Raw genomic sequence first — 19,277 nt, 5'->3', positions numbered from 1 at the left:
AGGCGCGGAAGTGGTCGGCTGCGGTCAGACGAACGCGGCTGCGGGTTCGTCACCGATCAGGAGCTGGCCGCTCCATTCGAGGATGCGGCGCTGTCCCACGACGTGCTGGCAGGCGGTGGTGCTGTCGCGCAGGGCCCGGTCCAGGGGTGTGGTCGAACGGTGCGTGGCGTCACCGCCGACGAGGTCGTAGAGCGCGGTGGCGATGGTGCGGGCGCTGCGGAAGGCGTGGTAGCGGGCCAGGGCGGCGTCGGCGCGTTCCTTCTTCGTGGGCTGGGTGTCGGCGGCCAGGCGCTCCCACACGGTTTCGACGGTGGCGTAGACGGCGCAGCGGGCCGCGGTGAGCTGCATTTCGCATTCGGCCAGCACGGCCTGGACATGGCGGGAGGAGCGCCACGAGACGCCGGCTGCCTCGCTTCGCCCCTCGACGATGCCATGGACGTAGTCGAGGGCGGAGCGGGCCAGACCGAGGGGCACGCCCGGCATCTTCCGGACGATGGTGTCCGAGCGCCGGTACATCGGCTCGTCACGAAGGGGTGCGTCCAAGGACAGGGTGTGGCGGGCGGGTACGAACAGGTTCTGGGCGGTGTAGTCACAACTGCCGGTGCCGGCAAGGCCGGTGGTGTGCCAGGTGTCGGCGACCGTGTAGGAGGCGGCGGGGGCCAGCACGATCCGGGTGACGGGCCGGCCCGTGTCGTCCAGCAGGGGTCGGCCGTCGCGGTGGACGGTGCAGCCGCCGGCGATGACGTCCGCGTGGGTGCAGCCGCTGCCGAAGCGCCAGTGCCCGTCGACGAGGTAGCCGCCGTCCGTCTCGTGGGCCACCGCGGCCGGGGCGACCCAGCCCGCGGTGACGAGGTCGAGGCGGGGGTAGAGCTCCGCGGCGGCCTGGGGCGTGAGGTGTCCGGCGTAGATGCCCGAGTCCATACCGATCATGACGCACCATCCGACGGCGGCGTCGGCGGCGGAGACCTCCTCGATGAGCGCGATCTGCTCCATCGAGGTGAGCTGGGGTCCGCCCCACTCGGCGGGCATCGTCGCCCGGAAGACGCCGCACTGGCGCAGCGCCTCCACCAGGTCGCCCGGCAGGCGGCGGGCCTGTTCGATCTCCTGGGACCGGGCGGTGATCCGCGGCGCCAGGGCACGCACCCGGCCGAGGATCTCCTGCAGTCCCAGCCCGTCCGTACCGATCCCGGCCGTGCCGGTTCCGGCTGTGCCGGTTCCGGCCGGGCCGAGCGGGTCGGCGTCCGGGCGGGGCATCGTGGGTGTGCTCATGTCCGTCCCCCATGTCGTCCATGTCGTCGTCACCGCTCCCCCACCACCTGGGTGAGGACGGCCATCCGCAGGTACAGGGAGTCCTTGACCTGTTCGAAGTACAGGCCGCCCTCGGTGGTGTCCACGTCCGGGTGCAGTTCGTCCTTGCGTGGTCCCGGGTGCAGGATCAGCGCCTTGGAGCCGGCCGCGCGGATCTTGGCGGCGGTGATCCGGTAGCGCTCCGGGGTCACGTACAGGTGTGAGCTCAGGTCGGCGGGGTCGCTCTCCAGGGAGGGGACGTCGATCGGCATCATCTCGATGGCGTCCGCCTCGGCGAGCAGTTCGGCGACGTCGGAGCGGAACTCGTAGGCGGTGGCCGACTCGTGCAGGACGGCGGCGAGGTCGGCCGGCAGGGAGGTGTGGGTGACGGCGTCGTCGCCCGCGATGATCAGGGGTGCGGCGGGCGGAACGAGGAACAGCAGCCGTTTCACCTCCAGCCGTGCGAGCAGGTGCACCAGCGAGCGCAGTACCCGGGTGCCGGGGTCGCCGACCAGGGCGACGACGGCTCCTTTCAGTCCGCCCAGGCGGCGGGTCATCGTCCACACGTCGCTGAGCGCCTGCGTGGGGTGCTCGTTGGAGCCGTCACCGCCGTTGATGACGGGGCAGACGGCGGCGTGGGCGGCCCGGTGGGCGGCTCCGGTGACGTAGTGGCGCAGCACGAGGGCGTCGCTGAGTTCGGAGACGACCCGGGCGGTGTCCTCCAGGCTCTCGCCGATGTAGTCGACCGAACGCGAGGTGCTCGGGTCGGCGAAGCCCGTCACGCGGGCGCCCAGGCGCAGCGCGGCCGCCTCGAAACCGAGCCGGGTGCGGGTGCTGGGCTGGAAGAACAGGGTGGCGACGAGCGCGCCGTCCAGGAGGGTTCGGGTGTCTTTCGCGGGCGTGTGGCGCAGTGCCGTGGCCTTCGCCAGCAGCTGCTCGACGTGTGTGGTGGCCAGGTCGGCGGTGGCCAGGAGGTGACGGGGAAAGTCATCGGTGGGCTGCATAGCGTCCCCGGGATATCAAGTGGTGTGGGTCAAGGAGGCCTTTGAGCCGGGCGAGCAGGTGGTCCACCTCCGGTTCGTCGCGCAGCGTGGCGGCCGCGTCCGCGTGGTCGATGTCGAGGCGGTAGGGCAGGAACCCGGCGTGCGCGAAGCGCTCGTGCAGGGTGTCCAGGAGGGTGTGGGCCCGTCGTGAGGTGTCGGCGTCGTGGGAGAAGCGCAGGGACACGACCATGTCGACCCATCCGCCGGGCATCAGGTTGAAGGTGTGGCCGACGACCATGCCGGCGTCCAGGCCGGCGGCCGCCGCATCCAGCAGTGCGGCCGCCTGGCGCAGGGCCGCGGCGTCCAGCGGGAGGACCGGGGTGAAGAACAGCCAGCCTGCCGTGCCCCGTAGTTCGGTCTGTCCCACGGGCACCTGGAAGATGTCCTGCACCATGGCGTCGTTGGCGCTCGGGTCACCGGCGTAGGCGCGCAGGGTGGCGTGTTCCGCGAGGGTCGTGCCCTCCTCGTCGGGCCCGAAGACCCGGGGTGGTGCGAACACCCCTGCCCGGGCGGCCTGTTCGGTGACCGTCTCGCGTGCGCACTCGACCATCGGCCGGGCGCCGGCGAGGTGCACGTAGGCGAGGTAGCCGGTGTCGGATGTGCCGCCGTAGGCGGCGGCCGCCTGCGCGCTGTACACCTTGATCACTGCGGATGACAGCCGGTCGGCGTGCACCCGGGCCAGGAACCGGGTCGCCTCGCCGAGGTCGGCGGCGGCGAAGGCCAGGCGCAGCACGCGGGAGGTCTCGGGGCGCGGCAGCAGGCGCAGGGCGGCGGCGGTGACCACTCCCAGGCCGGACTGGAGGAACAGGTCCGTCAGGCCGGGGCCGACCTGGTGGGCGTAGGGGGCCGGCGCGGTGCGCGGGCCGGGCCAGCGGCCGGTGTGCAGGAGTGTGCCGTCGGCCAGGACCACTTCGAGGCCCAGGACGTCTTCGGTGCGCTGGCGGTGCAGGCCGACGCCGCGGTCCAGGGCGTTGCCGACGACACTGGTGTGGGCGGAGGAGGCGGTGACGTTGAGCAGGTAGGGGCTGCCCTGGAGTCTTTCGGCCAGCGCCCCCTGGCTGACGCCGGGTTCGACGACCGCGATGCCGTGGTCCGTGTCCAGGTGCCGGATGGTTTTCAGGCCCCGCAGGTGCATCAGGACGCCGCCGTCGTCGGCCGGCTGGTCGGCGCCGAAGCCCCAGTTGAGGCCGGTGCTGCAGGGCTGCACATGGATCGCGCCGTGCCGGCCCTCGTGGGCGGCCAGGCCGGGCAGCAGCGAGCGGACCTCGTCGACGGAGGTGGGTGAGAGCACGATATGGGCGCCTCGGTCACGGAATGCGCCGCTGCCGGCCCTCCCGTCGTGGTGGCGCGGGGTGACCACACGGCACCGGTGGGGGCCGGCCGCCCGCAGGCAGGCGGCCCACACCTCTTCGTCCACCGCGCCGGGAGCCGGCGAGGCGACGCGCGTCATCTCAGCGCCCATGGTTCGGCGCCGGCTGCGGGAAAGGACCGAAGCCGACGACTTCGGGATCTTCGAGTTCCGTGCGCAGCCATTCAAGTACCGATCGCTCCACAGCAAAACCGCCGGAGGAGCCGGCCGTGTTTTCGCGAGGTAGGGAAGGTGGCATGGGAACGTCCTTCTGTGTTTCTTTTCGAGGTTCCGACCGCTGCCGAACATACCGGGCCGCCGGGAAATGGGGAACCGGGACGAGGAATGGAGACGAGTTCCGTGCCGGTAATGCGGTGTTGAGCCTGGCGCGGGGTGCGGCGGTGTCCTGTCGACGGGACACCATCGCACCCCGCCCGGCCGGGCCCACCGCTCCTGCCGCCGCCGCCTGACGCCGTGATACAACCGGAAAACACCCGCCTGCGGGCACGTCCACCCGGCATCCGCCGGGTAGGGGCGGGCGGTGCGGCGAGCGCCGGGCAGGCGCCGGCCGGGGCGGGCACGGACGTGTGGCGGGTTTGCCGCCACGTCCCGTCGACGGGGGCGCAATGCGGATCCGGACGGCACGGATAAAGGCAGTGGCTGCCGGCGACAACGCGGTCCGGCTCGTCCCGGGGGTGCGAGGGGACTGTGCCCCGGCACGTGTTCACGGGTTCAGGGGCGCGCGCCCCGGCATGTCTGTTGCGGCATTGTCCGCGCAGGGAAAGCGTATGCGGGAAAAATGCCGCCGACGCTCTTTCCCGGGCTTCCGGCCTTCCGGGCTTCCGGCTTTCCGGGCTTCCGAGCTTCCGGCTTTCCGGGCTTCCAGGCTTCCGGGATTCCGGTTTTGCGGGCTTTCCGGCTTTTCTGGCTTTCCGGCTTTTCTGGATGCGCAGCGCATCCACACGTCTCGACGGGAGCAGCGTATGCGAAGTGACGGCGCGTTCGACACGGACGTCCTGGTCGTGGGCGGTGGCCCGGCCGGCGGGGCCGCCGCGCTGGCGCTGGCCACCTACGGCGTCCGCACGACGGTCATCGGCAAGTACGGCTGGGTCGCCGACAGTCCCCGCGCCCACATCACCAACCAGAGGACCATGGAGGTGCTGCGGGATTTGCGGGTGGAGGACGAGGCCCTGTCGGTGGGCACCCCGCAGCAGTTGATGGGTGAGAGCGTGTTCTGCACCAGCCTGGCCGGTGAGGAGATCGCCCGCATCCGCACCTGGGGCACGGAGGACGAGCGGCTGACGGAGTACGCGGCCGCGAGCCCCTCCCCGATGCTCGATCTGCCGCAGCCGTATCTGGAGCCCGTGCTGATCGGCAACGCCGCCCGGCGTGGTGCCAAGGTCCGCTTCGACACCGAGTTCCTCAGCCTCGAGCAGGACGGCGAGGGCGTCACGGCGCGTCTGCGCGACGGGCTGCGCGGGGACGAGTTCACCCTGCGGGCCCGCTATCTGATCGGCGCGGACGGCGGCCGCAGCCGGGTCGCCGAGCAGATCGGCCTGCCCTTCGTCGGCGAGGAGGGCAAGGGCGGCAGCATGAACATCGTCTTCGAGGCCGACCTCACCCGCTACGTCGAGCATCGCCCCGGCGTCCTGTACTGGGTGCTGCGCCCTGGCGAGGGGATCGGCGGCATCGGCATGGGCGCCCTGCGCATGGTGCGGCCGTGGAACAAGTGGATGGCGGTGTGGGGCTACGACATCAACGGCCCCGGCCCGGTGCTCGACCACGCGCAGGCGCTGCGCATCGTGCGCGGTCTGCTCGGGGACGCGGACGTCGACGTGCGGATCGAGTCGACGTCGCTGTGGACCGTCAACGACATGTACGCCACCTCCTACGGGCGGGGCCGGGTCTTCTGCGCCGGTGACGCGGTCCACCGCCACCCGCCGTCCAACGGCCTGGGATCGAACACCTCGATCCAGGACTCCTACAACCTGGCGTGGAAGGTGGCGCTGGTCCTGCGCGGCCAGGCCGGAGCGGCGCTCCTTGACACCTACAGCGCCGAACGCGCCCCGGTGGGCGAGCAGGTCGTCACCCGCGCCAACCGCAGCACGGGCGAGTTCGTGCCGCTCTTCAAGGCGCTGGGCCTGGGCGATGGACTGGCGTGCGAGGACGCCGTGGCCGGAGTGCGCCGCGGGCGTCTGCCGACGGCCGAGGGGGCCCGCCGCAGACGGGAACTGGCCGACGCCATGCAGCTCAAGCACTACGAGTTCAGCGCCCACGGGGTGGAGATGAACCAGCGCTACCTCTCCTCGGCCGTGCTGGCCGACGGTGAGGGCGAGGAGGAGTGGCGCCGCGACCGCGACCTGTACGCACAGCCCTCCACCCGGCCGGGCGCCAAACTGCCCCACGCCTGGCTCGTCGACACCGCGGGGCATCGCCTCTCCACCCTGGACCTGGTCGGCGGCGGAGGCTTCAGCGTGGTGACGGGACTCGCCGGGCAGGCCTGGGTGGAGGCCGCACGGGTGTGCGCGGCGCGGTTCGGGGTGGAGTTGCGGGTGGTTCGCGTCGACGAGGACGGCGCCCGCGACGTCTACGGTGCCTGGCAGCGGGTGAGTGAGGGCCTGGACGAGCGGGGCTGTCTGCTGGTGCGCCCGGACTGCGTCATCGCCTGGCGTCATGCGGCGCCGGTGGACGATCCGGGCCGCGCGACCGCCGGGCTGGGCCGGGCCCTGGCGGCGGTCTTGCACCGCTGACACCACCCCCGGGCCCCGGCCCCGGCCCCGGCAGCCCGGCCACCCCACGCCGGGCCGGGCCCGGGTGGGGGGCGGGGCGAGCCGGGCCGGGGGGCGAGGTGAGCCACGTGGGGGCGGGTTGAGCCCGGGTGGGGGCGCGGCCGGGCCCGGGTGGGGTGGGTGTTACGGCTTGCGGCGCGCGATGGTCATCCCGTCGGCGATCGGCAGCATGACGACGTCGACGCGGTCGTCCCCGGCGAGCCGCTTGTTGAATTCGATGATGGCGTCGTCGACTTCACTGGAGGGATGCAGGACCCGCCCCTTGCGAAAGACGTTGTCGAATACCAGGAGACCGCCGGGCCGGGTGCGGACGACGAGTTCGTTGAAGTAGTCCCAGTATCCGGTCTTCTCCGCGTCGACGAATGAGAAATCCACGTCCGCGGTATTCGGCAGCAGGCGCAGGGTTTCCAGCGCGGGCGCGATGCGCAATTCGATACGGTCCTCGACGCCGGCGTCCTGCCACGCCTGGCGGGCGAGGGGGGTCCAGGTGTCGTCGACGTCGCAGCACAGCAGCGTGCCGCCCGGCTGCAGGCCCCGGGCTATCGCGAGCGCCGACATTCCGGTGAACGTGCCGACCTCAACTGCCTTGTGAACGCCCAGTGTCTGGACCAGCATCGTCAGGAACGGGCTCTGCTCGGGGGCGGTCTGCCAGTGGGCGACCTCCGCGAACCGGCGGGTCTGTCGGGCCAGGCGCTCCTGGACGGCGTCGGGCTGGACGCTGTGCGCCGTCATGTACGTGTGCAGTTCTGCCGACATCAGAAGAGTGCTTTGCCTCATGACTGTGGGCCTCTCTCGAAATGAACCGCTCTCGGGGTGTTGATCAGCCCCCGGCCGCCCGTGGTCGGGCGTTCACGACACCACAGTCATGTCATATTGCGTCCGGCCGGATCAAGAGCCGGGCCGAAGTGGCCTGTTTGGGGAATGCGGGGGGTGTTAATCTCCTCGGCATGCTCCAACTTATCGAGCCCACCGCCCGTTTACGGGCCTCCTGGATGAAGGCACGGCAGGAGTGGGGCCCAGACGCTCATCAGGACGGCAGCGGGCTGCGGCTGGCAGGGACGGATCTCGACAGCGTCGCGGGCTTCGAGGAGTGGGTGCAGCGCCTGCGGGCGCAGGCCGACCGGTCGCTGCCCATGCCGGAGGGCAGCGTGCACGCGACGCACCTGTGGATCGTCGAGGACGACACCTATCTGGGGGCGATCGACGTCCGGCACTACCTCAACGCCTTCCTCCTGGAGGGCGGAGGCAACATCGGCTACAGCGTGCGCCCTTCGGCCCGCCGCCGGGGACACGCCACCTGGGCGCTGGCCGGCGTCCTGCCCCGGGCACGCCGGCTGGGCCTTGAGCGGGTCCTGTTGACCTGCGATGACGGCAACACGCCCTCCGCCCGCACGATCGAGGCGAACGGCGGCGTCCTGGAGGACGTGCGCACCACCCCGATCGGTGTGAAACGGCGGTACTGGATCACGCTCTGACCCTGCGGCCCCAGGCAGCGGCCCGCGGGCCCCGCGCCGGCGGGGCACGGCAGCCGGGGCACGGCAGTGGGTGTGAGTGCGGGTCAGTGGGTGCGGGTCAGTGGGTGCCGGGCCGGTCAGTGGGCGGCGGCGGGTCAGTGGGCGGCGGCGGGGGCCTTGGGGTGCGGCTCGGTGTGCTGCGACAGGTCCCGCAGGCCGCGGATCCGGCTCGTCAGGAGGATGGCGGGCCCGGCGAAGGCGCACGCGCACACCAGCCACAGCGCGGGCCGCACTCCCGCGGTGGCCGCGGCCAGGCCGCTGAGCGCCGCGCCCAGGGGGGAGGCTCCCCACGACACGAAGCGGACGGTGGCCATCACCCGCGACAGCAGGTGCGGGGGTGTGTGGGTCTGGCGGTGTGTGCGGGTCACGATGCTGCCGATGACGACTCCGGCGTTGAAGCCGGCGTTGCCCACGGCGAAGAGGACGGCACTGGAGGGCCCCGCGGTCAGCGGCATGGCCAGGGCCAGCACGGCGCCGGTCAGCGAGGCCGCGATCATGATGCGGGCGGTGCCGAAGCGGGCGGCGAGCCGGGCCGCGGCGAGGGAGCCGGCCAGTGCGCCGAGCCCGTCGGCCGCGATCAGCAGCCCCACCATGAAGGGCGAGAGGTGTGCCTCGCGCACCAGGTAGGTGGGTGTCAGGGCCAGCAGCGCGCCGGCCGCGAAGTTCGTGGCGGTCGCCCACCACATGCACGGCATCATCACCGGGTGCCTGACCACGAACTGCCAGCCCTCGCGGATCTGCCGGGTGAAGGGCGCCCGGGCGGTCGGGGCAGGGGCGACGGGCGGCGCATGGGGCAGGGTGCGCAGGGTCAGCGCCGACAGGAGGTAGCTGACGGCGTCGACGCACAGGGCGCCCACCGGTCCGGACAGCTGGACCAGCAGGCCGCCCAGCGAGGGGCCGCCGGTCTGGGTCACGGCGAGGGTTGACGACATCAGGCCGTTGCGGGCGGTCAGGTCCTTCGTGTCGATGATGGCCGGCAGGAACGTGGCGTTGGCGACGTCGAACACCACCGTCGCCAGGCCGACGGCCAGGGCCGCCACGACCAGGTGCGCGTAGGTGAGCTGGGCCAGCCACCAGGCCAGGGGGATGGAGGCGAGGGCGATCAGGCGGATGAGGTCGGTGGCGACCTGGAGGGTGCGCAGGGGGCAGCGCTGGGCGATGACGCCCGCGGGCAGGCCCAGGACGAGCCAGCCCACCTGTCCGGCGGCGGCGAGCAGACTGACCTGGGTGACCGACGCGTCGAGCACGCTCACCGCCACCAGCGGCAGAGCGACGAGGGTGACGGCCGAGCCGGCGCCGCTGATGGCCGTCGCCGTCCAAAAGCGCCAGAACAGGGAGGGCGAGCGGGTCGCCGCCGGGGTGATGACGTCGGTCATGGCCGTGTGCTCCCCGGTGTGTTCGCGTCCTGTGGCGTCTTCGGCGCCCCTGGTGTGAGGTGCTCCGGCCGGCCGGCCGCGCAGCCCCCACCCGCACCCGCACCCGTATCGGTGTCGGGGGCGGGGGCGAGCAGGCCGGCCTCCAGGAAGGCGTCCCGTGTGCGGCTGTCGTCGAGGGCTCCCACTTCGGTGAAGTACCGGACGGCGGGTGCCGCCGACTGGGCTATCTCGCCCATCAGTTCGTGCTCGGGCCAGCTCTCGGTGATGACCTGGAGGATCTCCTCGTTCGACAGTCCGACGGCTGCCAGGCGGGTCGCCACCTGTGCGTGGTCGGGGGTGAGGAACGCCTGGATGATCGCCGGTATCTGCGGGCCGACGGCATGCCGCTCGCGCAGGGTCAGCGCCGGCCACAGGTGGCGCAGCACGGAGCGGAAGTACACGTGGTGGCGTCCCTCGTCCTCTGCGTGGTCGCGGACCAGGTCGCGTACCGGGCTAGGCAGCCTCTCGTCCCGCGGGAGGTGTGAGAGCAGCCCGGAGATCAGCGTCTCGCTGACGATCGCGAAGAGCAGGGCCTCCAGGCCCGCGACCTGGCGGGGAAGCTGGGCGGCTATCTCGTCCAGGCGCTGCACGAACACGGGGGCGCCGCCCGCTGCGTGCGGTACGCCGGTGACCTGTTCGAGCTCCTGGGTGAAGTCGAAGGAGAACTGGGCGTGCCACGCCTCGTCCGTGACGATCTTGAAGGCGTCGGCCTGCATCTGGCGCGGCAGCAGGAGTCCGGAGGTGCCGCGGGCGATCTTCGACGCCACCGGGATGACCGCGAGGTTCTCCAGTTCGGTGGTGAAGTCGAGGTAGTCGTAGAGGCGGTTCAGCAGCAGTGTCCGTACGGCGGCCGGTCCGCGTGCGGCCACGAGGGGGTGGCCGACCACGGGATACAGCTCGGGCGGGAAGTAGAGGTCGGCCGCTTCCAGCAGGCGGCGCTGGGGCTTGCGGCGCACGCCGGCCAGGTCGTCCCAGCGGCCGAAGCGGCTGGCGTAGGTGCTCTGCACGGTCCGGGCCGTGGGGGTGGCGGGCACCAGCTGGGCGCGCGCCAGCCGCTGGTAGGGGCCGCCCGGCGCCGTCGGCAGCGGCAGGACGTTGGTGGTCTGCAGGGGTGCCGCCGCGCGGTGCGCCGCGCTCATGAGGCCCAGCCGAGCAGTCGCTGGGTGAGGAGCTCGTCCATCTCGGTGCGGACCTCGTCCAGGTCTGCGGCGGCGGCCCTGAGCGCGCCGCTCAGGGGTGCCTGGCCGTCCAGGTGGCGCAGGAGGCGCAGGATCGGCGTGTCCTGGTCGAAGACGTACTCGATCTGGCCCTCCCGCAGCAGGAACCATGCGCCCGCCTCGTCGGTGAGCAGCATCGTGTCGTCGGCCAGGCGCAGGACGCCGCTGGTGTCGACGTCACGGCGCGGGGAGAACAGCTGGACGTGGTCGGCCGGCGGGCCCTGCAGCGAGGAGGGGGGCGGGCCGGTGGGGAGGTCTTCGAGCCGGGGCGGTTTCGCCGCCATCTCGGCCAGCAGCCCCATGTTGACGACCCGCAGGATGATCTCGACGTCCGGGGAGTCGGTGTCGCCGTCGCCCAGGGCGGCCAGCCGCCGCCGCAGGACGTCGGCGTCGATGAAGTCGTCCGCGCCGGGGGCCGACAGGGCGCGTTCCACGAGATGGTGGCCGTCGGCGCGCAGCATGCCGACGATCATGCGGTAGGCGTGGCGGGTGCCGGTGCCGTAGAAGAAGGGCCCCTTGGGGCGCTCGGCGATCCGTGCGGGCATGCGCCCCCGCATGGCGTCGCGCAGGATGCGCTTGTCCCACAGCAGGCTCGGGCGCAGCCGGTGGGGAACGCTCGTGACGAGCTCGACCAGCCGGTGGTCGAGGAAGGGGACCCGGGCCTCGATGCCGCTGCCGGCGGCCGTGCGGTCCTCGTGCCACACGTTGTACTGCTGCACCTTGCGGTACTCGGACTCGACGTATGCCCGGTACACGTCGTGGGACGCCGCTGCACTCCCCCGCTCCAGGGCGGGCAGCCTGATCAGCGACTCGCCGCCGGCCCACCACCGGGCCAGTGCGGGATGCTGCTCCAGGCGTGTGTGGTGGTCGAGGTAGGTCAGGGCGCCCAGGAAGGACTCCCAGTCGCCGTCGCCGGACAGGTCGCGTGAGTAGCCGCCGTTGAACTCGTCGCTGGCCGCGCCCAGGAGCATGCCGCGCAGGTGCGGGCGTTGCTGGCGGGCGAAGCGGTGCAGTTCGTGTTTGTAGTAGGCCTCGGGGCCGCACAGCGGTGTCTCGGTGAGCCACACGAGGCGCAGCCATTCCTGCGGTGACGGTGTGTGGCCGGGCGGGAAGACGACCTGGTGGTTGGGCACACCGAGCTCGCGGGCGATCCACTGCGCGTTGTGGGCGTCGCCGTTGTCGTGGGTGCCGCCGCTCAGGGCGGTGAAGGTGTGCAGGGTGTCCAGGCGTCCGGCCGCCAGTGCCAGCACCGCGCCGGAGTCGATGCCGCCGGACAGGAACAGTCCCAGTTCCGTGTCGGCGGTGGCGCATTCGGCCACCGAGGCCTCCAGCAGTTCCCCGTAGCGGCCGGTCAGTTCCCGCGCGTCGGCCGACTCGTCCTGTTCGGTGGGCAGTTGCCAGTAGCGGTGGCGGGTGGTGTGGCCGTCGCGCAGGTCGATACGCATGACCGTGGCGGCCGGGACGCTCTCGACGCCCTCGAACCACGTGCACAGTTCGGGCTCCGCCAGGCGCGGGGACGCCGGCAGCATCGCCACCGACAAGGAGCGCGCCCAGTCGAAGCCGGAGGGGGTGGCGGGCTCGGCGTACAGGCCCTTGATCTCCGAGGACAGCACGATCCGCTCACGGTCGCGCTGGTAGTACAGAGGCTTGATGCCGAACCGGTCGCGGGCCAGGATCAGCTGTCCCTTCTTCCGGTCCCACAGGATGACACCGAACATGCCGCGTACGTCCCGCAAGAAGTCCAGTCCGTGCTGCTGGTAGAGGTGCAGCAGCACCTCGCAGTCCGATCCGGTCCGCAGCCGGGCGTGGCGTGGCAGGTTGGCGGCCAGTTCCCTGTGGTTGTAGACCTCGCCGTTGGCGATGAGGACCAGTGAGCCGTCGTCACTGACCAGCGGCTGGCCGCCGCCTGCCGGGTCGACGAGGGAGAGCCGTGTGAAGGCCATGCCGACGGGGCCCTCCCGCATCAGCTCCCGGTCGTCGGGGCCCCGGTGGTCGAGGATGTCCGCCATCTCACGGAGCACGAAGTCCGTCTCCGGCCCCAGCTCCCGGCCATCAAGCCGGGCTATGCACGCAATGCCACACATGGAATCTCCTCAACCTGCCGGTGCCTTATGTGAAAACGGCGAAAAAAAATGGCTGTGGGTGGGCGGCCCCTTTCGAAGGGGCCGCCCACCCACAGAGGTCGATCAGGTGAGGCCCTTGAGGACCGAAGCCGGCTTGACGCTCTTCGCCGACGGCTTGATGTACTTCTGCATGACAACCACCTTTGTCTGGTAGGGGTGTGGGACGAGCGACCGATCAGGTCAGACCCTTGAGAACCGAAGCCGGCTTGACACTCTTCGCCGACGGCTTGATGTACTTCTGCATGACAACCACCTTTGTCTGGTAGGGGTGTGGGACGAGCGACCGATCAGGTCAGGCCCTTGAGGACCGAAGCCGGCTTGACGCTCTTCGCCGAGGGCTTGGTGTACTTCTGCATGACGACCACCTTTGTTGGGTGGGGCTTTGGGTGAGCACCGGGTGTGTGCTGCTGAGGAAAAAACTAGTCGCGTCTCTTTTCGATCCGTTATCGATCGGGATTCGGCGGCTGTGGTGCCCGGTTGTCTTCCGTCGCTGCCTGCGGTGGAGGGCTTTGGCGGGTGCGGGCGTGTGACTACGATCTGCGCAATCCGTGGCGCCGGGCGCCGCGAAAGGCATGGGCAGTGAATTTCGGGGAGGCTTGAGAGATGCGGCAGGTCAGCACTGAGGAATGGCTGGAGCCTTTGCGCCAGAGGGAATTGATACCGGCGGACTGTCTGGCGGCGTTGGTCGTCGGATCCGCTGCCCGGGGATGGAGCAACGCGCGCAGCGACCATGACGTGTACGTCGTCACCACGCGTGCGTGGGACACCTCCACCAGCAGGCCGATCCCGGTGCCCCTGGACCCGCCCGGCGTGCGCAGCGAGACGTTCCACGAGGACGGCCGGCGCTGGGAGGTGACGTACTGGCTGGACCGTCAGATCGACCAGCTGCTGTCGAAGGTGTCCTGGCAGGAGTACGAGCGCGGTCTGGCCGGAGAGGCGCTGACGCCGCGCGAGGAGGTGTCGCTGGGGCGCATCGCCAACTGTCTGACCCTGCTGGGAGAGGACTGGGTGCAAGGCAGCCGTAAGCGTCTGGCCGACTCCGCGTTCACGTCGTTTCTCGTGGTGCGCTCGCTGAACCTGGCGGACGACGCCGTCGAGGACGCGCTGGGCCAGATGGAGGCGGGAGACATGGAGAGTGCGACCCTGTCCGCTCGGCGGGCCTTCGGCCACGCGGTGGACGCGCTGCTGGAAAGCCACGGCGAGTTCGGCAGCCACATGCCCAAGTGGCGGCCCAACCGGCTGCGGATCGTGGCGCCCTCGTTCTTGCCCTTCGAGCGGTACTGGGCGCTGGAGACGATGCAAGGCTACGACGCCGCCGACGCGAAACCGTGGATCAGGGAAGTCCTCACCCTGTGCCAGGACGTCTCCCTGCGCGTGGAGACCCCGTGAGCGACCAGGTGCCCGTCCTGGCCCCGTGCGAGGTGCCCCGTCGCGTGCTCGGTATCCGCATCCGGCGTTCGGGCCAGGATGTGCTGCTCGGTTTCGAGGACAACGCCCTGCTTCTCGAGGGGGCCGGGGCACTCATCTACAGGGCTGTCGACGGCACCCGCAGCGTCGGCGTCCTCGCGCGGCTGCTGGCGCACGAGTACGGCATCGAGGAGGAGGAGGCCCTCGCCGATGTCAGCGATTTCCTGGCCGACCTGACCGCCCAGAAGATCATCGAGTTCTCGCCGTGACGCCCGGCGGCGGCCCGCCGGTGAGGGCCCCTGCGTGAGGTGTTCGCCCACGGGTGCGCGGTGTACGGCTGCGTCCAGCCCCAAGCCCCACAAGCCCTGCAGGCTTCGGGAGTTCTAGGAGCCCCAGGGGTGCTGGAAGCGCTGGGAGGCCTGGGAGCCGTCGTCGGGGGCGAGGGCCGCCCGGCGCAGCACGATGTCGCCGGTGCGGGTGCGGGCCCGCACCTCGACCATCCGGGTGGCGGCCGCGGGCGGGACGGCGGCCAGGGTGTCGAGCAGGTCGAGGGAGCGGTAGACGGTCCCGGAGGCGGAGTCGAGGTCCAGGCGGGCGCCGGCGCCGTCGGCGATGGCGACATCGAGGCCGCCGGCCTCGCTCTCCAGTGCCAGCGGTCCCCGCAGGGCCTCGTCGATACGGATGTCGCCCTGCACGGTGCGGGCCTCGACCGCGGCGTGCGCCCGGCCGATGCGGACCTGGCCGCTGTGCGCCGACACGTGGGTGGCGCCGGCGACTTCGCCGAGGTGTGTGGCGCCCAGGGTCCTGGTGAGCCGTACCGTGCCCTCGACCGTGTGGAGGGTTACGTCGCCGCACTCGGTGACCGCTTCGACGTCGCCGGACACGTGCTGTGCGGTGACGTTGCCGAGCAGGGAGCTCAGATACAGCGATCCCGTCCGGGCGAAGCGCAGGTGGCCGCAGGCCGTGGTGATGTGGCACTCCCCCACCCGGCCCTCGCAGGAGAAGTCCGCGGCGAGGGCGTCGCCCTGCACGCCGGAGCCGGTCGGGACCTCGATGTCGACGATCACGCTTCCGCCGCCGCGGGGCAGGCCTTGCGGTCTGCCCACGGACACGAGCAGTTCGCCGTCCGCGTAGTCGACGACGGCTTCGGCCGCGGTCACCACGTCACCGAAGTCCGCGCGGTCGCCGGGGCGCACGTGGACGGTCGTGTCGGTGCGGTCGCTCGCGACGACGTGGACGGTGCCGACGCCGAGTTCGATGGTGACGAGGATCGGCTCGGGTGTGTCGAAGACCGGCATGGGCTGCCTCAACGGATGGCGCAGCCCATCGCGCGCAGGGGGCGCCACGGGCTGCGGGGGCGGGTGAGTGGAGGTGCTGGGGGCAGCGGGCCGGGGCCTGGCGCAGACCGCGGCCGCTTGCTTCGCACGGCTTGCTTCGCACGGCTGCTTTCGCCTCTTCCTTCGCTGCGGCCACGACGCTACGAGGGCGGCCTATCGGCCCGTTATCGCCGTGGTAGCGCCGGTTCCGTATCCGCGCGCAGGCGCCCTGAGCTGCCGGTCGGGCCACGCCGCGGGACCCACGCTGACGGTGGTGTGGGGGTCAGCCCCGGCCGGGGCGCGGGCGCCGTTGCCGCTCCACCCGTCCGCCTCCTATGCGCGGGGCTGTGGCAGGGCTAGGCCGTCCTGCGGGCCGGGGGGCGGCTCTGCCGGGGGGCCGGGAGGCCGGGAGGCCGGTGGACGGGAGGCCGGTGGACGGGAGGCCGGCTGCGGCGACGGCGGGGAGGGCGTGGGCCAGTGGGCCCCCGGGCGCGGTGCACTACGGCGGCGGGCGGGTGGCGGCGGTAGTGTCGGCAGTGGCCCTGACGAGGCAGGCGCCGCACGGGCGGTCCACGGAAAGCGCACGGGGCCTTCCCGGCGGGGATGCCGGCGACGCCGTCCCTGCCGTCCGCCTCTCCGCTCCCCCGGTCGCGCAGTCGCCGAAGTCTTCGAAGTCGCCCAGGCCGCCGGAGGCCGCTGAAGTCACTGAGGCCGCGGAAGTCGCTGAGGCCGCGGAAGGTCGTCGAGGGAGCCGAGGTCGCCGGTGTGGGGCCGTATGTGGGTGGCGGGCGAGGTCTCTTGCTTTTCGGTCCGTCCGGTGGCGCAGTCACGCAGCCGCAGCGTGCCCGCCCCCCCTGCTGCTGGGGTGGTGGCGGGCCCCGTCCCGTCGACGGGACAGCGGCCGGCCACGGTGTGCGGCGCCCGCGAGATCCTGCCCCTCTCGTCCTGGACATCTGCGAGGTTTTCGATGGAGTTCCGCATTCTGGGCCCCGTACAGGTACGTGACGGCGCAGTGGAGATACCGCTTCAGGGCGCGAAGCAGCGCACCGTGCTCGCGGCGTTGCTGATGGCGGAGGACTCGTACCTCGCGGACACCGAACTGAGCTGGTTTTTGTGGGGGGATCATCCGCCCGCCACGCTCAGCGCGCAGCTGTACACCCAGGTGTCGCGGTTGCGCCGCCGGCTGGGGGCGCAGGTGGCCATCACCCGCCGTGCGCAGGGCTACCGGCTGCGCACCGGTGCCGCCCGGCTGGATTTCGGTGAGTTCCAGCAGCTGGCCGCGCACGGCCAGTCGGCGCTCGGTGCCGGCGACTACCGGCAGGCGGGAGGGTTGTTGCGTGACGCGCTGGTGCTGTGGCGGGGGCCGGTGCTCGCCAACGTCTCGGAGCACCTGCTCCGGGCGGAGGGTCCTGCGCTGGAGGAGGCCCGGGTGGCGGTCCTGGCCGGTCTGATGGAGGCGGACCTGGCGCTGGGCCGGCATCCGCGGCTGGTGCCGGCGCTGACCCGGCTGGTGGCCCGCCACCCTGTGCATGAACGTTTCCGCGCCCAGTTGATGACGGCGCTGTACCGGTGTGACCGGCGGGCCGAGGCGCTAGCCGTCTACGACCGGGGCCGGCGGCTTCTCGTGGGTGAACTGGGCATCGAGCCGGGTGCGTTGCTGCGTGATGTCCACCGCGCCGTCCTCGCCTCGGATCCCTGTCTGCACCGCCCCCTTGGCCAGTGGCGGGCCGGGGCCGGTGACGGCCCAGGGGCCGGGGTCAGGCACTGATCTGGCTGAAGTAGTCGTACTGGGTGGGCAGTGTCTTGACCAGGGTCTGTGCCCTTTGCTTGAGCGCCGCGAACTCCTGGCGGGCGGCCCGGTCGTCGAGAGGGGACAGGGCGGTCGAGGGGGGCAGTGCGAGGGCGCCGGTGCCCAGCAGGATCGAGGTGTGCGCGTGCTGCGGCAGTCCTTTCGGGCCGGGCTGGTGCTCGGTGCCCGGGGGGCGGACGCGCCAGCGTTCGATCGCCTGCGCCAGCGCGTCGGGCAGGGGGCAGGTCTGGGCGTCGCGCCAAAACTGTGTGTCCTGGCGTGCGGCGCCCAGGTAGTGCAGGGTCGACAGGTCCCGTGCCGCGTCCAGTTCCTGGGCGAGGGCGGTGTTGTAGTGCTCCTGGAGGTCGGTGTGCGGGCCGCCGCTGCGCACGGCCTGCGCCACCGGCGCCACCAGCGGTGCGAGCTGTTGGAGTGCGTGGTGGACGTAGGAGATCGCGGTGGCCTGGAGCGGCTGGACGCGGCCCGCGGCCGCTCCGACGGCGACGCAGTTGTGCTTCCAGGCGTGCAGGCTGCGCCCGAACGACAGGGTGGTGTGCGTGGCGGGGGCGCCGGCCGCTTCCGGGCCGGCGGCCTCGCGCAGGGTGCGTTCGGCCTCCTGGGGGGTGCAGTACTCCTGTGCGTAGACGTAGCCGGTGGCGATGCGGGTGAGGAGGGGGATGCTGTAGGTCCAGCCCGCGGCCTGCGCGGTGATGGCGGTGTAGGGCGGGATGCCGTGCGCCTTCATGTCGGCGTCCACGCGCAGGGTGACCATGCTGTCGCCCGGCAGGGTGTCCTGGTAGGAGACGAAGGGGACCTTCAGTGCCCGGCGCAGCAGCAGTCCCCGGGTGCCGGTGCAGTCGATGAACAGGTCGCCGTCCACGGCGCCGTGCCGGGCGGTCATCACGTGGTCGATCCAGCCGCGTGCGTCCAGGCGCACGTCGTGGACCTCGTCGGTGAGGTGGTGCACGCCGCGCTCGACGGCGTAGGCGGTGAGGTAGCGGGTGAGTGCCTGCGCGTCGAGGTGGTAGCCGTAGGGCGGCCGCGCCGCGTCCTGGCCCGGGGTGGGGCCGGGCGTGTGGCGGGGGCTGCGCTGGGCGTCGCACAGCCAGGCGGCGACGAAGCAGTCGCGGTCGAAGCGCCCGCTGGGCTGCATGCGCAGCCACCATTCGGTCAGGGGGAAGCCGTCGGCCTGCGGCATCTGCTCGAAGGGCAGGTAGAAGTGGTGTCGGGGGCGGCTGAAGTCCTGGAAGCGGACGGCCAGTTTGTAGGTGGCGTCGCAGGCGGGCATCCAGTCCTCCTCGGCCCGTTGCAGGACGTCGAAGAACTGTGCCAGATCGCCCAGGCTCGTCTCGTCCGGTGGGGCGGCCGTCTCGCCGGGGGCCACCAGGGTGAGGGCGACGTCGTCGCCCAGCGCGGCTTTCAGATATGAGGCGGTCATCCAGCCGGTGACGCCTCCGCCAACGATCACGACCCTTTCGGGGCTCTTCGCACGCACGTCAGCACCTCGGTTCCCGTGTTCATTTGTGAACCTGCCCGGTTTCTTTCAGGTCCGTTCGACCACTGTGGCAGCCGGATCTATACGGCATCTATATCCGGGCCTTCGCCCGCGTCCTGTCCCTCTGCGCGCGGGCCGCATGGTGCGGGTGCCTGCACGGGCGGACGGCTGTCCCGGCAACAGGACAGCCGTCCGGCCCCCTTATCCGCCAACCGGCCAAAAGGAACGGGCGACGTCGCGGTGACGGTGACGGTGACGGTGGCGGTGAGGACGGGGGCGGCGGGCGTGCGCCTGGCCGGGAGCGGCGGTAAATGCGCGGGCGGGAAAGGCCGCCGGGGAAAGGAGAGCCGGGGAATGGGGGGCCGGGGGAATGGGCGCGAGGGCGGCGGCATCGCACGGTCGCCTTGTGGTGTGGGTGGCGCGGGTTCTCCCGCAGTTCGGGGTGGGTTGGCCCGGCAGCCAAGGTAAGGGGGCGTGCCGGTACGCGGCCGCTGGTGGGGCCGTTGTGGAGGGGCCCCGTGGTGGGGCCGGTGT

Annotated in this window: 14 protein-coding genes; 5 read left to right on the top strand and 9 right to left on the bottom strand. The window is 71.8% G+C overall.

Annotation, left to right across the window (positions count from 1 at the left end; translation table 11 throughout):
- Positions 1 to 24: 24 nt before the first annotated feature.
- From AQJ84_RS39505 to AQJ84_RS39495, 3 genes are read right to left on the bottom strand one after another with little or no spacing between them, the layout of a single operon-like run.
- Positions 25 to 1,269 (bottom strand): acyl-CoA dehydrogenase family protein, encoded by a 1,245-nt coding sequence (locus AQJ84_RS39505; RefSeq protein ID WP_107082777.1) that lies wholly within the window; start codon positions 1,267 to 1,269, stop codon positions 25 to 27.
- A gap of 29 nt (positions 1,270 to 1,298) precedes the next feature.
- Positions 1,299 to 2,291, bottom strand: coding sequence for an aspartate/ornithine carbamoyltransferase family protein (locus tag AQJ84_RS39500; RefSeq protein WP_053192283.1), 993 nt, complete (start codon positions 2,289 to 2,291; stop codon positions 1,299 to 1,301).
- Positions 2,275 to 3,780, bottom strand: a complete 1,506-nt coding sequence (locus AQJ84_RS39495) for an FAD-binding oxidoreductase (protein WP_053192281.1) — start codon at positions 3,778 to 3,780, stop codon at positions 2,275 to 2,277. Before AQJ84_RS39495 ends, AQJ84_RS39500 begins: the two co-directional genes overlap by 17 nt.
- Before the next feature lie 881 nt (positions 3,781 to 4,661).
- Here AQJ84_RS39495 and AQJ84_RS39490 point away from each other — a divergent pair.
- The gene (locus AQJ84_RS39490; protein ID WP_053192279.1) at positions 4,662 to 6,428 is read left to right on the top strand and encodes an FAD-dependent oxidoreductase; all 1,767 of its coding nucleotides are present in this window, start codon (positions 4,662 to 4,664) and stop codon (positions 6,426 to 6,428) included.
- 162 nt (positions 6,429 to 6,590) lie between these two features.
- Here AQJ84_RS39490 and AQJ84_RS39485 read toward each other — a convergent pair whose 3' ends face one another.
- Entirely contained in the window at positions 6,591 to 7,199 is a 609-nt protein-coding gene (locus AQJ84_RS39485) for an O-methyltransferase (RefSeq protein ID WP_225889278.1), read from the bottom strand.
- A 215-nt stretch (positions 7,200 to 7,414) separates the two neighbouring features.
- Between AQJ84_RS39485 and AQJ84_RS39480 the strand changes: the two genes are divergently transcribed.
- A complete protein-coding gene (locus AQJ84_RS39480) occupies positions 7,415 to 7,942 on the top strand; it encodes a GNAT family N-acetyltransferase (RefSeq protein ID WP_030038886.1) in 528 nt (175 codons plus the stop codon).
- A 134-nt stretch (positions 7,943 to 8,076) separates the two neighbouring features.
- Here the strand turns inward: AQJ84_RS39480 and AQJ84_RS39475 are convergent, their stop codons facing one another.
- From AQJ84_RS39475 to asnB, 3 genes are read right to left on the bottom strand one after another with little or no spacing between them, the layout of a single operon-like run.
- Entirely contained in the window at positions 8,077 to 9,357 is a 1,281-nt protein-coding gene (locus tag AQJ84_RS39475) for an MFS transporter (protein WP_030038887.1), read from the bottom strand.
- Positions 9,354 to 10,535: a diiron oxygenase gene (locus tag AQJ84_RS39470; protein ID WP_053192277.1), complete on the bottom strand. Its 1,182-nt coding sequence runs from the start codon at positions 10,533 to 10,535 to the stop codon at positions 9,354 to 9,356. The genes AQJ84_RS39475 and AQJ84_RS39470 overlap by 4 nt, the downstream gene beginning before the upstream one ends.
- On the bottom strand, positions 10,532 to 12,697 hold the full coding sequence (asnB, locus tag AQJ84_RS39465) for an asparagine synthase (glutamine-hydrolyzing) (RefSeq protein ID WP_051869646.1): 2,166 nt from the start codon (positions 12,695 to 12,697) through the stop codon (positions 10,532 to 10,534). The genes AQJ84_RS39470 and asnB overlap by 4 nt, the downstream gene beginning before the upstream one ends.
- 642 nt (positions 12,698 to 13,339) lie before the next feature.
- Here asnB and AQJ84_RS43345 point away from each other — a divergent pair.
- Both AQJ84_RS43345 and AQJ84_RS43340 read left to right on the top strand, forming a co-directional pair.
- Positions 13,340 to 14,125, top strand: coding sequence for a hypothetical protein (locus tag AQJ84_RS43345; protein WP_157874994.1), 786 nt, complete (start codon positions 13,340 to 13,342; stop codon positions 14,123 to 14,125).
- The gene (locus tag AQJ84_RS43340; protein ID WP_030045473.1) at positions 14,122 to 14,412 is read left to right on the top strand and encodes a PqqD family protein; all 291 of its coding nucleotides are present in this window, start codon (positions 14,122 to 14,124) and stop codon (positions 14,410 to 14,412) included. The genes AQJ84_RS43345 and AQJ84_RS43340 overlap by 4 nt, the downstream gene beginning before the upstream one ends.
- A 114-nt stretch (positions 14,413 to 14,526) precedes the next feature.
- Here AQJ84_RS43340 and AQJ84_RS39450 read toward each other — a convergent pair whose 3' ends face one another.
- Positions 14,527 to 15,441 carry a DUF4097 family beta strand repeat-containing protein gene (locus AQJ84_RS39450; RefSeq protein ID WP_051870308.1) on the bottom strand — a complete coding sequence of 305 codons (915 nt, stop codon included), beginning with the start codon at positions 15,439 to 15,441 and terminating at the stop codon, positions 14,527 to 14,529.
- 985 nt (positions 15,442 to 16,426) lie between these two features.
- On the opposite strand from AQJ84_RS39450, the gene AQJ84_RS39445 reads away from it, so the two are divergent.
- Positions 16,427 to 17,227 (top strand): AfsR/SARP family transcriptional regulator, encoded by an 801-nt coding sequence (locus AQJ84_RS39445; protein WP_030045471.1) that lies wholly within the window; start codon positions 16,427 to 16,429, stop codon positions 17,225 to 17,227.
- Here AQJ84_RS39445 and AQJ84_RS39440 read toward each other — a convergent pair.
- Entirely contained in the window at positions 17,217 to 18,743 is a 1,527-nt protein-coding gene (locus tag AQJ84_RS39440; RefSeq protein ID WP_107082776.1) for an FAD-dependent oxidoreductase, read from the bottom strand. The genes AQJ84_RS39445 and AQJ84_RS39440 overlap by 11 nt on opposite strands.
- Positions 18,744 to 19,277: the final 534 nt, after the last annotated feature.

Origin of the sequence: Streptomyces resistomycificus (assembly GCF_001514265.1) — a bacterium.
Lineage (GTDB): Bacteria > Actinomycetota > Actinomycetes > Streptomycetales > Streptomycetaceae > Streptomyces > Streptomyces resistomycificus.
The sequence above is the reverse complement of the archived record's forward strand: the minus strand, read 5'-3'. Positions and strand labels throughout refer to the sequence as shown.

Excerpts from the sequence above, each read along its gene's own strand:
- AQJ84_RS39505 (WP_107082777.1), bottom strand. The coding sequence starts at position 1,269 with ATGAGCACACCCACGATGCCCCGCCCGGACGCCGACCCGCTCGGCCCG.
- AQJ84_RS39500 (WP_053192283.1), bottom strand. The coding sequence starts at position 2,291 with ATGCAGCCCACCGATGACTTTCCCCGTCACCTCCTGGCCACCGCCGAC.
- AQJ84_RS39495 (WP_053192281.1), bottom strand. The coding sequence starts at position 3,780 with ATGACGCGCGTCGCCTCGCCGGCTCCCGGCGCGGTGGACGAAGAGGTG.
- AQJ84_RS39490 (WP_053192279.1), top strand. The coding sequence starts at position 4,662 with ATGCGAAGTGACGGCGCGTTCGACACGGACGTCCTGGTCGTGGGCGGT.
- AQJ84_RS39485 (WP_225889278.1), bottom strand. The coding sequence starts at position 7,199 with ATGACGGCGCACAGCGTCCAGCCCGACGCCGTCCAGGAGCGCCTGGCC.
- AQJ84_RS39480 (WP_030038886.1), top strand. The coding sequence starts at position 7,415 with ATGCTCCAACTTATCGAGCCCACCGCCCGTTTACGGGCCTCCTGGATG.
- AQJ84_RS39475 (WP_030038887.1), bottom strand. The coding sequence starts at position 9,357 with ATGACCGACGTCATCACCCCGGCGGCGACCCGCTCGCCCTCCCTGTTC.
- AQJ84_RS39470 (WP_053192277.1), bottom strand. The coding sequence starts at position 10,535 with ATGAGCGCGGCGCACCGCGCGGCGGCACCCCTGCAGACCACCAACGTC.
- asnB (WP_051869646.1), bottom strand. The coding sequence starts at position 12,697 with ATGTGTGGCATTGCGTGCATAGCCCGGCTTGATGGCCGGGAGCTGGGG.
- AQJ84_RS43345 (WP_157874994.1), top strand. The coding sequence starts at position 13,340 with ATGCGGCAGGTCAGCACTGAGGAATGGCTGGAGCCTTTGCGCCAGAGG.
- AQJ84_RS39450 (WP_051870308.1), bottom strand. The coding sequence starts at position 15,441 with ATGCCGGTCTTCGACACACCCGAGCCGATCCTCGTCACCATCGAACTC.
- AQJ84_RS39445 (WP_030045471.1), top strand. The coding sequence starts at position 16,427 with ATGGAGTTCCGCATTCTGGGCCCCGTACAGGTACGTGACGGCGCAGTG.